General features: G+C 67.4%; 13 protein-coding genes. 9 read left to right on the top strand and 4 right to left on the bottom strand.

Features of this window, described 5'->3' with window-relative positions; translation table 11 throughout:
• Window positions 1-83: 83 nt before the first annotated feature.
• Both QZ332_RS05945 and QZ332_RS05940 read right to left on the bottom strand, forming a co-directional pair.
• A complete protein-coding gene (locus QZ332_RS05945; protein ID WP_295763583.1) occupies window positions 84-1,529 on the bottom strand; it encodes a sensor histidine kinase in 1,446 nt (481 codons plus the stop codon).
• Entirely contained in the window at window positions 1,526-2,275 is a 750-nt protein-coding gene (locus QZ332_RS05940; RefSeq protein WP_295763580.1) for a LytTR family DNA-binding domain-containing protein, read from the bottom strand. The genes QZ332_RS05945 and QZ332_RS05940 overlap by 4 nt, the downstream gene beginning before the upstream one ends.
• A 210-nt stretch (window positions 2,276-2,485) precedes the next feature.
• Here QZ332_RS05940 and QZ332_RS05935 point away from each other — a divergent pair, with 210 nt between their 5' ends.
• Window positions 2,486-2,722, top strand: a complete 237-nt coding sequence (locus tag QZ332_RS05935) for a hypothetical protein (RefSeq protein WP_295763578.1) — start codon at window positions 2,486-2,488, stop codon at window positions 2,720-2,722.
• A 3-nt stretch (window positions 2,723-2,725) separates the two neighbouring features.
• Here QZ332_RS05935 and QZ332_RS05930 read toward each other — a convergent pair whose 3' ends face one another.
• The gene (locus QZ332_RS05930; RefSeq protein WP_295763575.1) at window positions 2,726-3,073 is read right to left on the bottom strand and encodes a helix-turn-helix domain-containing protein; all 348 of its coding nucleotides are present in this window, start codon (window positions 3,071-3,073) and stop codon (window positions 2,726-2,728) included.
• 168 nt (window positions 3,074-3,241) lie between these two features.
• Between QZ332_RS05930 and QZ332_RS05925 the strand changes: the two genes are divergently transcribed.
• The 8 genes from QZ332_RS05925 to QZ332_RS05890 all read left to right on the top strand — a co-directional run bounded on the left by QZ332_RS05925 (window position 3,242) and on the right by QZ332_RS05890 (window position 16,747).
• Window positions 3,242-10,471: a type II secretion system protein gene (locus QZ332_RS05925; protein WP_295763574.1), complete on the top strand. Its 7,230-nt coding sequence runs from the start codon at window positions 3,242-3,244 to the stop codon at window positions 10,469-10,471.
• 19 nt (window positions 10,472-10,490) lie between these two features.
• Window positions 10,491-11,282 (top strand): hypothetical protein, encoded by a 792-nt coding sequence (locus tag QZ332_RS05920; protein WP_295763571.1) that lies wholly within the window; start codon window positions 10,491-10,493, stop codon window positions 11,280-11,282.
• Complete coding sequence (locus QZ332_RS05915; protein ID WP_295763568.1) at window positions 11,279-11,611, top strand: hypothetical protein; 333 nt, start codon at window positions 11,279-11,281, stop codon at window positions 11,609-11,611. Before QZ332_RS05920 ends, QZ332_RS05915 begins: the two co-directional genes overlap by 4 nt.
• Complete coding sequence (locus QZ332_RS05910) at window positions 11,608-12,141, top strand: type II secretion system protein J (RefSeq protein WP_295763566.1); 534 nt, start codon at window positions 11,608-11,610, stop codon at window positions 12,139-12,141. The genes QZ332_RS05915 and QZ332_RS05910 overlap by 4 nt, the downstream gene beginning before the upstream one ends.
• Window positions 12,138-13,832, top strand: a complete 1,695-nt coding sequence (locus tag QZ332_RS05905; protein WP_295763562.1) for a GspE/PulE family protein — start codon at window positions 12,138-12,140, stop codon at window positions 13,830-13,832. Before QZ332_RS05910 ends, QZ332_RS05905 begins: the two co-directional genes overlap by 4 nt.
• An 8-nt stretch (window positions 13,833-13,840) precedes the next feature.
• Window positions 13,841-14,944 carry a type IV pilus twitching motility protein PilT gene (locus QZ332_RS05900; RefSeq protein ID WP_295763559.1) on the top strand — a complete coding sequence of 368 codons (1,104 nt, stop codon included), beginning with the start codon at window positions 13,841-13,843 and terminating at the stop codon, window positions 14,942-14,944.
• Window positions 14,945-14,956: 12 nt separating this feature from the next.
• Window positions 14,957-16,165 (top strand): type II secretion system F family protein, encoded by a 1,209-nt coding sequence (locus QZ332_RS05895; RefSeq protein ID WP_295763554.1) that lies wholly within the window; start codon window positions 14,957-14,959, stop codon window positions 16,163-16,165.
• Window positions 16,166-16,243: 78 nt separating this feature from the next.
• Window positions 16,244-16,747, top strand: a complete 504-nt coding sequence (locus QZ332_RS05890) for a prepilin-type N-terminal cleavage/methylation domain-containing protein (protein WP_295763548.1) — start codon at window positions 16,244-16,246, stop codon at window positions 16,745-16,747.
• A 177-nt stretch (window positions 16,748-16,924) separates the two neighbouring features.
• On the opposite strand, the gene QZ332_RS05885 is transcribed toward QZ332_RS05890, so the two are convergent.
• Window positions 16,925-17,071, bottom strand: coding sequence for a hypothetical protein (locus tag QZ332_RS05885; protein ID WP_295763546.1), 147 nt, complete (start codon window positions 17,069-17,071; stop codon window positions 16,925-16,927).
• Between the last annotated feature and the right edge of the window lie 4 nt (window positions 17,072-17,075).

Below are 17,075 nucleotides of genomic sequence, written 5' to 3'. Positions count from 1 at the left end.
ACGCTGGGAACGTGCCGAAGGGGGACGGCCCCGCCGCGGCCCGCCTCCGGGGCCCCGCCGGTCCGTCCCGGCGGCGCATCGTGTCAGGACGGCGGCAGGGAAAGGCCCGCCGCCCGGATGGCCTGCTCCAGCAGCGACAGCAGCGGGATCTCCTCCGGCGTATCCGCCATCGCCAGGGCGGCGCCCAAGATCAGCAGGAGCACCGCGGCCGCGGCCGTCTTCCAGCTGGGGCGGCGTCTGTCTTTGCGGACCGCCGGGTCGTCCGGGGGCATGAGCACCGCCCGGAACAGGAAGCGCTCCTGCTCCCACTGGCAGCGGAAGAGCCCGCCGTACCGCTCCACGACCCGCTTCACGCTCTTCAGCCCCAGGCCGTGCCCGTCCCGCTTGGGGACGTCCGGCAGGCCGTCCGGCCCGAAGGCCACCGGCCGGGGGCACGGGTTCCCCATCGAGATCACCAGCCGCCGGTTCTCCGTCAGCTCCATCCCCAGGTCGATCCTCCGCTGGTCCCGGGGCAGCTCCCGGCAGGCGTGGATGGCGTTCTCCAGGGCGTTGGCCAGGATCACGCAGAGGTCGGTCTCCTCGAAGGGCAGCTTCTCCGGCACCCGGAGCTCCGTCTCCACCGTGCAGCCCTCGTTGTCGGCCTGGACGATGTAGGCCGTCAGCACCGCGTTGACGGCGGCGTTGGCGCAGCGGGCCGGCTCCGTGAGCTTCTCCAGCCCGCCGCTGAGGGAGCGGAGGTACTGCAGCGCGCCGCTGTCGTCCCCCTGCTGGAGCATCCCCTCCATGGCGGCCAGATGGTGGCGCATGTCGTGGCGGTAGATGCGCCCCACTTCCATCTTCTGGCACAGGGACTCGTAGTCCTGCCGCTGGAGCTCCATCAGGCGGTGGTCCTCGTACATCTGCATCTGCCGCCACAGGGAGTGCAGGATCGCCATATAGGTCAGCGGCATCAGCAGCATCACCAGCGACATCCGCAGCAGGCCCGCGCCGTCGGGGAGGGGCGCGTCCACCGGCACCGCGGTGACCATGATCAGCAGATAGTAGGTCACGCCGATCCCCGCGAACAGCCACCAGCCCCGGTCCAGCTTGCTCTGGAGCTCCCGGTACGGGCGGCGCAGGTACCGCCAGATGAGATACTCCGCCGCCGGGAACAGGATCAGCCGGCTGAGGAGCAGCACCACATAGGTGTCCCCCGTCAGGCGGTCCAGGAGGTTCGTCACCTGGAGCAGCCAGAAGCACAGAGTGTCCGTCAGGCAGAACAGGAAGAAAAAGCGCCCGTCCCGGTACTTGGAGAGCAGGAAGAAGAGCAGCGCGCTGGGGACGGTGCAGGTGAGGAACGCGATGCTCATGATGATGCCGCTCCCCCAGCGGAACATGGCCAGAACGTTGATGCTCAGCAGGCTCCCCGTCCCGGCGAAGCCGGCGAGGAGCGCCGTCCGCCAGGAACAGCGGGGCTCGAAGAAGATCAGGAACATGGCGACGACATGGAGCATCGACCAAAGGAACGATATGTCCCGCAAAACAGTCATGGAGCGCCTCCTTCCAGCGTGCCCAGCCAATAGCTGCTCCACCGGGACCGCACCCGCGCGGCCAGGCCCCGGGGCAGGGGGACCCGGCTGCCGCCGTCCATCCGCAGGGCCCCCTTCTCCACGGCGATGACGTAGAAGAGGTTCACCACGAAGCTGGCCCCGCAGAGGAGGAAGCGGTCGTCCGCCAGCAGCGGCGCCGTCTCCTCCTGGAAGCCCCCGCGCACCGTGACGCTGTCCAGGGCCGTCCCGTCGGACAGGTGGTAGCGCACCGCCCGGCCCGCCAGCTCCGCGTACATGATCTCGTCCAGCCGCGCCAGGCGGAGCCCGTCCCTGGTCCGCACGGCGACGCAGGCGGAGCGCTGCTTCTCCAGGGCGGCCACCGCCCCGTCCAGCACCTGGTAGAGCCGCTCCGGCTCCACCGGCTTGACGAGATAGTGGAACGCCCGGGCGGCGTAGGAATCCACCGCGTATTCCGGGGAGATCGTCAGATAGATGATGGCCCCGCGGCTGTACAGCTCCCGCAGGCGCACGCCCAGCTCGATGCCGCTGATCTCCGGCATCACGATGTCCAGCACGTACACGTCGAAGCCGCCGCATTCCGCCGCCGCCGCCAGCAGGTCCCGCCCCGAGGCGAACACCGACAGTTTGACTGCCGGCGCGGACCGCGCCGCCGCATAGTCCTTGAGCAGAGCGCCGATGGCCTCCCGCTGCTCGGCCTCGTCGTCGCACAGCGCCAGCTTGATCATAGGCCAGTCCCTCCTTACCGTGCAAATTCTACGCAAAATCAAACCAAATTTACGCAACGTCTCATTTTCCCCGATTTTTTTGCTACAATGACCATAGCATGGTCCCCGCGATCTTGTCAAGCGCTTTCCCTTGCGGGGCCAAAAAAACGGACCGCGAAAGGCAGATCCCCGCACGGTCTGCGCCGCGGACGGAGGAAGGAGGGGGAGCCGATGAGGATCCGATCCTACCACCACTTGGGAGAACCGGCCCGGACCAGGTCCCTCCGCAAGCCCGTGACCGGGTCCAGCGTCTGGCCGGGGCAGCGCTGCCCCGCCTTCACCGTCCGGACCGTGGGCCTGGGCTGCGGCAGCGGCTGCTGGTTCTGCCAGTATGCCAATTTCCACCTCCGGGAGCCGGTCCCCCTGGACGTGGGGGTCTGCTGCTGGCCGGAGATCCAGGCCGACTGAGCCCTATCCGCCCAGCCGCGCCTTCCGCAGCTCCTCCTTCAGCGCCCGGATGGTCTCCGTGATGATCTTCCGCTCCAGGTGGGTGCAGTCCGACAGGATGTGGTCCATCTCGCTTTGGAACACGGTCCGGGACGCCGGGAGGCTGTCGCACAGCAGCGCGTCCACCGTCACCTCCAGCGCGTTGGCGATGCTCACCAGGGTGGGCAGGCTGAGCTTGGTGGCTCCCCGCTCGATGTGGGAGATATTGGACGGCTCCTGGCTGGAGATCTCCGCCAGCGTCTGCTGGGTCAGTCCCCGCTCCTTGCGCAGGCGGCGGATCCGCACGCCGATGGCCTGATAATCAAGTTCCATACACGCTCCCCCCGATCGAAAAGCCGTTCCGCAGGGCCCCGGCAAAAATTTTGGGAACTGTTGCAATCAGCATTGTATATCCGAATCGGATATGTTAAAATGCTTTCCGTGTCCGATTAGGATATACACTAAATTTTTCGCCGCCAGGCGTATGTTCAAGGTGATCCGATGAGCAAACACATCGACAACAAACGAAACAGCGGCTTCACCATGGTGGAGGCCCTGGCCGCCGTGGCGATCCTGGTGATCCTGCTCGGCCTTTCCGCCGTGGGCGTGTCCTATTACCGGGACCTCCTGAAGATCACCGAGCTGGACAACGCCGCGCGGGCGATCTATATGGCCGCCGAGGACCGGGCCGTGCTGCTGGAGAGCGGCGGACAGCTGGAGGACATCCTGGTCGGCGCGTCCCCGCTGGCCGGCGGGACGGGCGGCGTCCCCAGCCAGGTGGTGAAGGGGAAGGACGATGTGGTCGCCCTGGACCTGCTGACCGCCGGGGCGGTGGACCCCGCCCTCCTGGAGGGGGAATTCTATATCGTTTACGACCCGGCAGGCGCCGCCGTCACCGATGTGTTCTACACGGAGGGCCCGGGCATCCAGGACATCGGCTACGCCTTCTCCATCGCTGGGGACCGGGACAAGCGGATGCGCCCGGACAGCGGCCCCATGCTGGGCTATTACGGCGGCGAACATGCTCCCCGGCAGGACTATTCCCCCCTGCCCGCGCCGGAGGTGCTGGTGGTCATCCACAATGAGGAGCGGCTCACGGTGGACGTCACCTTCACGGTCCCCAAGGCGGCCCGGGACCTGATGGGCGCCGGGCTGGAGCAGGGCACGGCGCGGAAGGTGACGCTGGACTACCAGGGGACGAAGATCGTGCTCCTGGACACCGCCGCCCCCGTCCAGTCCCCCTTCTCGGACCGCATGGAGCGGCCCCTGGGGACCGGGAGCCTGTCCGGCGGTTCCATCCGGTATACCTGGGTGCTGGACGCCCTGGAGGACGGCAGGCATTTCCACGAGCTGTTCGGCGGCTCCGGCATCGCGGGCTTCGGCGGGGACTTCACCGTCGAGGCGGGGATCGAGCTGTCCGCCGACGGGCGCAGGTCCGCCTCCGCCTCCGGCTCCGACACGGACAACAGCCTCTTCGCCGAGCACAGCGGCGGGGACACCGCCCGGCTGGAGGGCCTGCGGCACCTACAGAACCTGGACGCCGGTACGTCCATGGCCGGAGGGAAACGGGCCGCCGTGCAGCTGGCGGACATCCATTGCCGTGACAACGACACCTATCCGGACTATGCCTTCGTCCCCATCGAGAACGAGGAGCTGACGTCTTTCGACGGCGGCTGGGACATCGGGCATGAGCGGAACTGGATCCTGGAGCTCCAGGTCACCGGCGCCAGCGCCGCCGGGAAGGGCGGGGCGGGCCTCTTCGCCTCGGCAAAGGACAAGATGACCTTCACCGGCGTGCGCCTCACCGGCGCGGAGGTGGAGGCCGGCGGCGCGCTCCAGCCCGCCGGGGCCCTGATCGGCAGGGCGCAGAAGGGGCTGGAGGCGGAGGACGTCTGGATCGTCAACGCGTCGGTCCGTTCCGGCTCCGCCCCCGCCGGGGGCGTCGCGGGCACCGCCGGCGGCGTGTCCCTCCTCCAAGGCTGCCGGGTCTATTGGGAGCCGGAAGCGGGCCGGGAGGACCTCCGCTCCCTGCTGGGGAGCGACGAGGACGGATACCGGTATCAGATCCGCGGCACCCACGCGGGCGGCCTCGTCGGGCACGTGGTCAGCACCGGCGGCGCCACCGGCAACACGACCAAGATCACGGTCGAGGACAGCCTGGCGGCCTCCATGATCCAGGGGGCCGGGTCCGCGGGCGGCCTGATCGGCGAGGCCCAGTCCGTCCCCGTCACGATCGGCGGCAGCTACGCCGACTGCTACATAAGCGGCCGAAGGGCCGCCGGCCTGATCGGCAACGCGACGAACCAGATCAAGCTCACCGGCTGCTACGCCGCCGGCTTCATCGACCTGGACGCGGCGGACGGGGCGGCGGGCCTCTGCCAGGGCAACGCCCCGCTCGTGATCGAGGGCGCGTATTCCGCCATGTCTTATCCGGGCCATCCTGCCGCCGGTAAGGTCGAGTGGATCGGCGGGGCGAAGAACGACAGCTCCTTCACGGATACATATTATCTCGGCGAGGGCAGCGTCTTCTCGGACGGCAGCTCCACATGGGCCTACGGCAGATCTTACGACGAGATGTCCGCCCCGGACTTCGCGGCGGAGCTGGGCGGCGCGTCCTTCGCCTTCAAGGGCTATAAGACCGCCGTCGACAGCCGGAACACCTATCCCTACAACCTCCAGGAAAAGCAGAACCTGACCGCCTACAGCTTCCCCGGGCTGAAGGGCCTGCCCCATCACGGCGACTGGCAGGCGTATTTCAAGGAGCCCAGCCTGGTCTATTACGAGGAGTACGAGGACGGCACCCGGGGCTTCTCCGGCGGCAACGCCCGGCACCTGATCGGCCAGCTGGACGGCAAGGTCATCACCTCCGACGGCTACGCCGTGGCGCTGCTGCGGTCGGACCTGGACGACGCCTCGCCCAGGGTCAGCGCCTTCCGGGTCGTCTATACCTACCTCGGCGAAGGGCCGGACGGCAGGGCGGTCCGGGAGACCATGACGGTCGAGTATGAGACGGACCGGCTCCTCAAAGCGGACTGGGAACGGGAAGAGGGGGGCGCGAAGATCAAGGAGGAGTATTATCTGGCCCCCCTGCCCGAGGGGCTGGTCACGGGGGACCGGACCACCAAGGACTTTTATCAGTACCTCCGGTTCGAGATCGACCAGTCGCTCACCAGCACCAGCCTCGAACGTCCCTCCGGCGAGTTCTTCTACTGCCCCCATTTCGCCGAGACGGTGAAACCTTACTCGCCTGTGGACGGCCATCCCCTCGTCGACTGGACGCAGGGCTCCGCCGACGCGGAGGGCCCGGGCAGGATCGACGCGTATATGCAGACGCTGAGCCCCAAGGGCGGCACGGTCAGCGTCCGTGTCCGTGCGCCCCGGCACCTCTACGATCTGAGCCTGTACCGGGACTATTACAACAACGACCAGCGCGTCCTCGCCTTCCGGCAGGAGCTGGACCTGGATTACCAGGATTACATGGGCCATGGGTTCGCCGATCTGCCCAAGGAGGGCGGCTCCACGCTCCAGGCCCCCATCGGCACCCAGGCCGCGCCCTTCCGGGGCAGCTATGACGGCGGCTGCCGCTCCATCGAGCACGTGGTCTTCACCCTGACCGACAGCGCCCGCGTCTGCATGGGCCTGTTCGGCTGCTCCAACGGGAACCTGTCGAACATCGTCTACCGGCTCGATCCGCAGACCACGTTCTCCCGGGTCTTCCAGGGGAAGCAGGCCTATTTCGGGACGCTGGCGGGCATCAACGGCGGCACGATCTCCAACTGCGCCGTGGACGGCGTCGACTTCTCTGTCAGCGCCTACGACTCCGAGCTCTATATCGGCGGTCTGGTGGGCGTGAACGAGCACACGATCTCCAACTGCGCCGCCGAGCTGGCCTCCTTGGCCGTGGACGCCTCCAGGCACCTCCCCGCCTACGCCGGCGGGCTGGCGGGACGGAACAACGCCGACATCCTCCGCTCCTACGCGGTGGGCCGCCTCTCCGCCAAGGCGGAGGAGAGCTCCACCCCGATCTCCCTGTGCGGCTTCGTCTGCCGGGACCACGGCAGGATCCGGGATTCCTATTCGGCGATGGATCTGATCGCGGACGGCGCGGGCGCGTCGGCCCACGGCTTCTGCGATCCGGCCTATGGCGCCGGGCGGCAGTCCGGCACCGCCTACCTCAACCGAGGCAACTTCACCTACCGCGACGCCTATTTCCTGGCGGACTACGATCCGGCCGTCAACGGCGCCGCGCCCCTCACCTATCAGCAGCTGACGGAGGAGGATCCCGTCTCCGGGATGTCCAAATGCACGGCGGAAGGCGCGTTCCCCTACCCCACCGGCGTGACCGACGGGGCGGGCAGGCCCGTCCACTACGGCCTGTGGCCGGAGCCGATGGACCTTGGCGACATGGGCGTCTATTACTGGGAGGAGCTGGTCCTCGACGGCAGGTCCACGTACCATATCAGCCTGCTGGCGGTGGATCCCGGCACGGGGGAGGGCGCCCAGAAGACGATCAGCAAGCCCTTCACCCTCTCCACGGCCTATAACAGCGGCGGGGAGGTGCGGCGCTATGGCTACGGCTTCTACAACGAGACGGGCCATGGGGTCAAGCCGGTGGACGCCGGGACCAAGGACCTCTACTATTCCTCCGACGGGGGGAAGGGGAGCCTTTTCACCAAGAAGCTGTACGAGCAGCTCGAAAAGAAGAAGAAAGAAGACCCGGAGGACCCGGACCGGAAGGTGGACGAGGAGCTCGCCGACCTCATGAAGGGGTTCGAGTTCCACTCCTTCCACAGCTTCGCCCTGGACCGGGAGGAGGGCGGGCTGTATCCCGGCTGCTCCGGCAAGAGCCCCAACGCCACGCTGACGCTGGAGCAGGGCGACGCGCTCAGGGTCACCTTCTACCTCGATCCCCACTTCGCCGACGCGCTGGCGGTGCAGAAGCCGGCGGGGACCTGGGAGACGAAGGACGGCGTGGTGTTCGCTGACAGCGACCCCGGCTTCCAGCCGGGCCAGGCGAAGAACCCCTACGAGGTGCGCTCCATCGCGCAGCTCCAGCTGATCAACTGGAACAAAGAGAACCGGGACACCAGCACCGTGATAACCTGCGCGGAAAACTGGACGCCGTCCAACATCTCCCAGTTCCCCTATCTCTCCTCCGGCAACGGCACCGGGGACTACGATTGGGTACAGACCTTCGACATCCTGGGGGAGCGGGACGAGGACGGGGAGTACAAGACCTATTCCCCCATCGCCGAATACTACGACCATCTCGCGGGCGATGCCAACAACGGCACCGGCACGATTTGCGGCTGGTTCAGCGGGAACTACGACGGCGGGTACTACCTGATCGAGAACGTCAATATACAGGGGCACGCGCGCTCCTCCTGCACCGGGCTGTTCGGCGTGGTGTATGACGGGAGCCTGGAGAACATCATCCTCTACTCTTCCGACGGCAAGGGCAAGATCTCTACCCTGACCAACAGCCGCGAGGGAAGGAAGGACCCGGAGAGCCGGAGCCGCTGGTTCTGCATGGGCGCCCTGGCCGGTGTGGCCGGCACCAGCGACCAGAAGGGGAACGCCATCTCGAACTGCTCCGTGGCCGGATACACGATCGACGCCCAGACCTACACCTACAACGGCGGCTGGGGCGGGAACAACATCGGCGGGATGGTGGGCGCCTCCTGCATGAACTTCTCCAACTGCTCTTCCGTGGTGGATATCGAGGTCGACAACGCCGTGGAGAACGACAACATGCGTGTCGGCGGCCTGGCGGGCATCTGCCAGGGGGATCTCACCAACTGCTACGCCGGAGGCAGCATCTCCATCGGCACGGTGGAGATCGAACGGCCGAATGAACGAGGCATCTACGTCGGCGGCCTGGTGGGCGGCAGCTACATGAAGCCCCTGACGGTCGCGGGGACGGGCCGCACTATCGGCGCGCAGGGCGACCAGAACAAGGAAAAAGATCAAACGAACAACACGCTGACCAACTGCTACAGCTATGTGAGGCTGCCCGCGGCCGACGCCCACAAGAATATCGACAGCCTGTACGCACTCGGCGGCACGGGCGAGCTCTATCCCGCCGGCAAGACCCCTGCGGGCGAGACGGTGCTGGCGAACCACGGCACCTGCAAGATCACCAACTGCTACTACCTGACCGGCGAGGTCATGGCCAGCAACGGCGGGACCATAGAAGCATACCGGGCGGCGGTCAAGAAACAGGGGGCCAAGACGGACCTGGACAGCGACTATGGCAGCCCTGCCGGGTTGTCCTATGAGCAGCTGTCCGGCGCGGCGCCCATCGACGGGCAGCGGAAGATCTACCAGCTGATCAACGACGAACGCGGCCTCTCCGACGAGGAGGCCCGGGAGGCCGGCCCCTTCCATCCCGTCAGCAATACGGCCATCGGCACCGACATCTCCGTCCCCGGCAAGTACAGCTATCCGCCCGACACCTCTCCGGCCCTGAAGGACCAGGACTATTCCTCCGCTTTGAGGGGGATGGACTATCCCTTCCCCACCATTTTGCAAAGGGACGTCGCAGGCGAGGGCACCTACCATGTCCACTATGGCCGCTGGCCCCTCAGCGGGTTCTCCCGCATGAGCCTGGACGGCAAGACCTATCTCGGCGGGACCCCCATCCTCATCGACCTCTTCGGCGGCAGCGCCTATCAGGAGAGGCTGGTGCTCAAGGGCGTCTCCCCGGGCGGCGATTGGTCCGCGTCCTCCATCGGGGACACGGGGACCGCCGCGTTCCGGATCGATCCCGACGGGGCTTCCGGGACAGAGTATATCCTGACGGTGACCGGCGTGAGCGAGGGCACCGCCCCGCTGACGCTGACCTACACGACGGCGGACGGCATCCCCTATACCATCCTGGTCTCCGTCCATGTCAACGTGGGCATCCGGCTGCGGCCCGCCAAGGTCTTCCTGTTCCCCGACGACACGGTCACGGTGCGGATGACGCCCGTCAACAGCGCGGGCGGGCCGCTGAAGGACAAGGACGGCCAGGACATCCAGGGCGTGCTGGAGCTCACGGATCCCAGCAGCCCCATCCACTACCTCAGCGCCCAGGCCGTCCAGCCGGACGGAGGGAGCGCCCGGGACGCCCTGCGGCTCACCACCAGCGGCGCGCCTCAGGAGGCCACGGCGGTCAGCGCCGAGTTCACCTATACCATCGATCCCGGCGATCCGGACGGTGGGAAGGCATACAAAGACTTCAGCCCGGTCCAGGTCCAGATCCTGCCCCTGCCGGCAGCGGTGTTCACCAAGGAGACCGTGACCGGGGAGGACGGCGGGACGAAGGAGCAGGACGTGTGCACCCTCACCTTCGATGACCTCGCCCTCACGGAGGGCGCGGACGGGGACGTCCTGCGATGCCGGATCGTGGACGTCCGCTTGGCGGATGATCCGGCCGGGCCGGACGGCGTCCGGATCGACTGGAGCCGGGACGGGGACGGGACGCCGGACGGAGACTGGATCAAGCTCACGTATCCCGAGGGCGGCATCCCGGAGGTCCGTCTGGCCGTCACCTTGGCCATGACCGGCGGGGACGGCACGCTCATCCCGGCGGGCGAGGACCAGATCCACGAGCTGGCCCTGAGCGTATCGGCGCCGCAGGAGGGCGGGCCCGAGGGCCGGGCCACGCCCCTCCCGGAGGCCCTGCCTCCTGCCGAGGGCGCGCCGGACGTCCGGACCCGCCGGCGGCGCGGGAGGGACCGCAGATCTTGAACGAGAGGAGGGATGCCCGGTGAGGCGGATGCGCGGGAAATGGGAGAGCCAGAGCGGGGCATCCATCCTCCTGGCGCTGCTGTTCCTCCTGGTGTGCATGATGGTGTCCGCCTCCGTGCTGATGGCGGCGGCCTCCAACGCGGGGAAGATCCGCAGCAATTACGAAGAACAGCAGAGGTACCTGGCCCTGTCCTCCGCCCTCCGGCTGGTCGCCGGGCAGATCGCGGAGGCGGAGTACACGGGCGGCTACACGGTGCAGCGCTGGGTGGTGCCCATATTCGATGAGGAGGGCATCCGCATCGGCGAGACGAAGTATTACCATGTCCGGCAGACGGCGGGCGGCCTGACCTGCGGCGAGCTGGGCGGCGCCCTGGATCTGACCAAGGCGCTGGACGGCGTCTATGCCAGGGAGTTCACCGGGCCGGGCCGTACCGCCCTGTCCGGGGACGAGACCGCCCCGCTCCCCTTCGAGTCGGGACTCAAGGTGACGGTGGATGGCGAGGACGCGGTCAAGGAGAAGTTCCCGGAGGTCACGGTGAAGGCCGTGCTGCGCACGGACCTGCGCATCCGCCTGAGCGCCGAGCTGAAGGAGGGCGGCGGCCGGTCCTACCGCATGGAGGCGGAGCTGACGGCCTCCGGCCTCCCCGCCCTGGGCTTCGTCCCGGACGGGGACGAGTTCGCGGGGGACGCTTCCATGCCGGGCAAGGAGGGCTTCTCCGAGCAGGCGAGGGAGGACCTCCCGGGAGGGGGCGCGGCCCCCGACGTGACCTGGGAGCTGGATTGGATCGCGAAGGAGGTGGCCGGCGGATGAGACGCAAGCTGGGAGATCCCCGGGGGGAGACCCTGGTGGAGGTGCTGGCCTCCATCCTGATCTGCTCGCTGTCGGTCCTGCTGCTCTTCGGTGCGGTGGGGGCCTCCGTCAGCATCGACCTGACCGCCCAGGCGGCGGACGGGCAGTATTACGAGGACCTGTCCAAGGCGGAGCGGCAGTACGCGTCGGACAGCATACCGCCCTCCGGCGCGGCGGTGACGGTCACGGGGGCCGAGGCGGTGGCGCTGGATCCTGCCCGGGTCTTCTTCTATGGGGACAAAGACCGGCTGCTCTCCTACGCCATGCCGGCGGCAGGAGGCGGGCCATGAGGAAGAAGCTGGACAGCAGCGGCGGCTTCACGCTGGTGGAGATGCTCTGCGCCGTGGCCATCCTGACCCTGCTGTGCCTGATGCTGGGCACGGGGATGCAGGCGGCGATGGAGACTTACCGGGAGATCACGGCGGAGTCGGAGACCCAGCTGCTGCTGAACACCCTGGTGGACGCCATCGCCGACGAGCTGCGCTACGCCCACGGGGCGGAGACGGACGGCTCCGGGGCCCTGACCTATAACGACGGCCGCAGCCTGACCATCCGCGACGGGCGGGTCCTGGCAGGGGACGAAGAGCTCCTGCCGACGGGGAAGGCCGGCAGCGGCCCGGGAGGAGCGTACCACGGCGGGGCGTACCAGGCCGAGGAGATCGCGGGCAGGGAGTTCCTCTCCTTCGACCCGGCGGCGTCCTGTTTCACGCTCCATCTGAAAGTGACTTGGAAAGACGGGGATATCAGCGCGGAGACGCCGGAGGACGGCGTGGTCATCCGCTGCCTGAACCTGCCGAAAGGAATGGGGGGGACATCATGAGATACGTCCGTCTCGGCGACCTGCTGGTCAAAAGCGGCGACATCTCCCAGACGCAGCTGGACGAGGCGCTGGCGCTCCAGGAGGGGACCGGGGAACGCCTGGGCTCCATCCTGCAAAAGCACGGCTTCATCACGGAGAAGCAGCTCATCGACACCCTGATGAGCCAGCTGGGCGTGGAGTTCATCGACCTGAACACCTACGCCATCCCGCCGGATATGGCCCAGCTCCTGCCGAAGAACCTGGCCAAGAAGCACATGGTGGTGCCGGTGAAGGCCAGCCGGGCCGAGGTCTGGCTGGCCATGGCGGACCCGCTGAACTTCATGGCCGTGGAGGAGGTCGGGGCGGTCACCCGGCGCCGGGTGGTGCCGATGATCGCCGCCTCCGCCGCCGTGGAGCGGGCGGTGCAGAACCTCTACAGCAACCAGGGGGCCATGCAGGCCATCGAGGACATGCAGCGGGACCTGCTGGGCAGCCAGTACGGCGGCGGGGCCGTGGCCCAGCCCCAGTCCATGACCGTGGACGAGGACGAGGCCGACGCCGCCCCCGCCATCCGCCTGGTGAACTCCATCATCGACCGGGCCTGCACCGAGGGGGCCAGCGACATCCACATGGAGCCCGGCGAGGACAGCATGACCATCCGCATGCGCATCGACGGGGCCCTCCGGGCCATCATCCCGGTGCCCCGGGAGCTGCAGAGCTCCGTCATCTCCCGCATGAAGATCATGGCCCGGATGGACATCGCCCAAAAGCAGATCCCCCAGGACGGCCGGGCCGTCGTCACCGTCCGGCAGGAGAGCCTGGACCTGCGCATCTCCACCCTGCCCACCATCCACGGCGAGAAGGTGGTCATCCGCCTCCTGCGCAAGACGCCGGAGCTGGCCACCCTGGAGGGCATCGGCCTGGAGGGGGAGAACCGGGAGCGCTTCTGCAGCCTGGTGGACAGCGCCCGGGAGGGCGTCATCCTCATGGTGGGCCCCACCGGCTCCGGCAAGACCTCCACCCTCTACACCATGATCGACCGCCTCAAGAGCGAGGAGGTCAACCTGGTCTCCCTGGAGGACCCGGTGGAGTACCACATCGACGGCGTCTGCCAGGTGCAGATCAACGACAAGACCGGCCTGACCTTCGCCAACGTCCTGCGCTCCGTCCTGCGGCAGGACCCGGACATCATCGCCGTGGGCGAGATCCGGGACGGCGAGACCGCCGAGATCGCCATGCGCGCCGCCATGACCGGCCACCTGGTCCTCTCCACCATCCACACCAACAGCGCCGTCAGCTCCATCGACCGCCTGCTGGACATCGGCGTGGAGCCCTACCTCATCGCCGGGGCCGTGAAGGGCATCGTCTCCCAGCGGCTGGTCCGCCGGGTCTGCCCCCACTGCAAGCGGCCCTACACCCCCTCCCTGGAGGAACAGGCCGCCCTGGGCCTGCCCGGCGGGGACTACCTCTTCTACAAAGGCGCGGGCTGCGGCGAGTGCTTCGGCACCGGCTACCGGGGCCGGGTGGGCGTCTTCGAGATCCTGCCCATCGGCTCCGCCATCCGGCGGGCCATCCATTCCCGCTCCCTCAAGGAGCTGGAGGCGGCCATCGCCGCCGCCGATTTCCACCCACTGATCGAGAACTGCCGTAAATTGGTCCTGGACGGCGTGACCTCCAGCGAGGAGATCCACCGCTGTCTTGGCGGGATCTAGGAGGGATCATGACGATCGAACGATACGTAGAGAAAGCCCTGCAGGACGGGGCATCCGATATCCATCTGGTCCGGGGGCTCACCCCCCGGTACCGCATCGACGGCTCCATCCGGGAGATGGGCGGCACGCCCCTGAGCGAGAGCGACTGCCTGGAGGCCGCCAAGGAACTGGCCGGGTCGGACATCCGCCGGGCCGAGGTGGTGGGCGAGCTGGACCTGGCCGAATCCATCGCCGGGGTCCGCTGCCGCGTCAACCTCTTCCGCCAGCAGGCGTCCTGGTCCGCCGCCATCCGCCTTTTGAACGAGCACATCCCCGACCTCTCGGAGCTGGGCCTGCCCAAGGTGGTGGAGGAGTTCCCCGCCTACAGCCAGGGGCTGGTGCTGATCACCGGCGAGACCGGCTCCGGCAAGTCCACCACCCTGGCCGCCATCCTGGACCAGATCAACCACCGGGAGGCCAAGCACATCCTCACCCTGGAGGACCCCATCGAATACGTCTATACTCCCGCCCGCTGCGTCATCAACCAGCGGGAGATCGGGCGGGACACCCAGTCCTTCGCCGCCGGGCTCCGGGCCGCGCTGCGGGAGGACCCGGACGTGATCCTGGTCGGCGAGATGCGGGACCTGGAGACCATCGAGACCGCCCTCACCGCCGCCGAGACCGGGCACCTGGTCTTCGGCACGGTCCACACCAACTCCGCCGCCGACTCCATCGACCGCATCGTGGACGTCTTCCCCGCGGAGCGCCAGCAGCAGATCCGCCTCCAGCTGTCCATGTCCCTCAAGGCCGTGCTCAGCCAGCAGCTGCTGCCCAAGGTGGGGGGAGGCCGGGTGCTGGCCTGCGAGGTCATGAAGACCGACGGGGCCATCCGCAACCTGATCCGGGAGGGCAAGACCCCCCAGATCGCCAACTCCATCCAGACCACCGGGGCCATCGGCAACATCCTGATGGACAAGGCGCTGGGCGCCCTGCTGGCCTCCGGGAAGATCTCGCAGGAGACCTATCGCTCCGCGCTGCGGGACCAGAGCGGCGGGAAGCCCCCGGCCGGGGCCAAGGCCCCGCCGCCGCCGGACATGGGCCGGGCCCCCGGCTTCAGGCGGCCCGGGCTGTAAAGGAGGCGCCGTATGCCCACCTATAAGTACGAGGGCGCCTACGCCAGCGGGGAGAAGGTCACCGGCATGGTGGAGGCCGTCAGCCAGACCGAGGCCGTGGCCAAGATCCGGCAGAGCTGCGAGATCGTCCTCTCCCTGAAGGAGATCCCCCGGGCGGCGGCGAAGGCCCCCCTGGCGAAGCTGCGCAAGATCGGGGCCAAGAGCCTCTCCCTCACCTGCCGGCAGTTCTCCATCATCCTCAAGGCGGGCCTGCCCCTGGTCCAGACCGTGGACCTGGTGGCGGAGCAGTGCGCCGACAAGGAGCTGGCGCGGCTGCTGCGCCAGGTGTCCGAGGACGTGTCCAACGGCTGGTCCCTCAGCTACAGCTTCGAACAGCGGGGGGCCGACGCCCTGCCCGTCACCTTCCGGGAGACCGTCCGGGCGGGGGAGGAGTCCGGCGACCTGCTGTCCTCCTTCGACCGCATGGCCGACTACTTCGAGCGGATGAACAAGACCAGGGAGAGCCTGCTCGGGGCCCTGACGTACCCCGCCTTCGTCCTGGTCGTCGCGGCGGTGGTCATCGCCGTGGTCATGGCCTTCGTCATCCCCACCTTCACCGGCATGTTCAACGGGATGGGCGTGGAGCTGCCCTGGGCCACCCGCGCCCTGATCGCCCTGAGCGGGTTCTTCCGCAGATATTTCCTGGCCATCATCGCCGCCATCGCGCTGGCGGTCCTCTCCGTCCGCCTCTTCGGGACCACGGAGAAGGGCGGGCCCATCATGGCCCGGATGCAGCTGCGCCTCCCCCTGATCGGGAGCATCGTGCGCATGACCGTGGCCAGCCAGTTCGCCCACACCATGTCCACGCTCCTGACCGCCGGGATGCCCCTCCTGCAGGCCATCGAGGTCTCCGGCAGGACCATGACGAACCTGTGCATGGCCCAGGACGTGCTGGAGGCCCTCCCCGGCGTGGAGGGCGGGCGGTCCTTCGGCGAGTGCCTGAGCTACAGCAAAGAGCTGCCCCCCATGCTGACGCAGATGGTCGCCGTGGGCGAGGCCACCGGCTCCATGGAGACGACGCTCCAGGTGCTGGCGGCGTATTACGACAGCGAGACGGACGTGAAGACCAAGCGGGCCCTGACCCTGCTGGAGCCCATCATCATCGTGGTGCTGGCGGTGTTCGTGGGGTTCATCCTGATCGCGGTGTACCTGCCCATGTTCAGTCTGTACAGCAATATGTGAACGGTATTCCAGGCCGTGCCAACCCCGGCCTAGGGTATAAGATCTCAAATCAAGTTTTGAAAGAGAGGAACACAAGCTATGGAAAACCTGAAAGCCAAGCTGAAAAAGCAAGGCGGCTTCACGATGGTCGAGCTGCTGATCGTGGTGGCCATCATCGGCATCCTCGCCGCTGTCTCCATCCCCATGTTCAACAACGCCTTGGAGAAGGCGCGGCATGGCGTGGACGCGGCCAATGCGAGGAGCGCGATGTCTTTGGGTAACGCTGAAGCGATCGCCAGCCTGAATCCCAAAGATGAATTCCCTGCTGCTGGGAAGTTCTATTATTACATTGTGGATGAAGATGGCGATCATCAGGGGGCCCTTGTTCCTAAGGAGGGTACTGCTCCCGATGCTGATGTGCAAGTATTACCTATGTGCACAGAGGTTGCCAGTGCAAGTGCTAAACCCCTTATGGTAAAGATCACGTACGATTCTACCAAGGTTTCGTCGGATCCGCTTTCTGCGTTTACGATCACTACTAGCTGGACGTTTAAGGCGGATAAGAGTGGTCATATCGATTCCTGCGAGGATTGGACTATCTGATCTCTTTTCCTTTCCCCGCCCCCTTCCGGGTTGGCGCAGGGCGGGGGGAGGGGACGCCCGCTCACGCGGGCGTCCTCCAGGGCCTCCGGGTCTCCCGGGGGCCCTGGAGGGCGAAAAAAGCCCCCCGTGAGGGGGGCGCGGGATCAGCCGCGGAGGTCTTCCTCCAGGTCCCGGCGGTCAGCTTTCGATGACCTCTTGCAGGTCCTGTTTGATCTTCGCCAGCTCCTTTCGGGCCGCGTCCAGAGTCTCCTCGGATTCCGCCCGTTCCAGAGCACGGATCATCTGTTTCAAAAAGCTCTTGAACTGCAGGTCGGTCATGCCCATGCCG

It is taken from the genome of uncultured Oscillibacter sp. (assembly GCF_910584465.1).
Lineage (GTDB): Bacteria > Bacillota > Clostridia > Oscillospirales > Oscillospiraceae > Oscillibacter.
The sequence above is the reverse complement of the archived record's forward strand: the minus strand, read 5'-3'. Positions and strand labels throughout refer to the sequence as shown.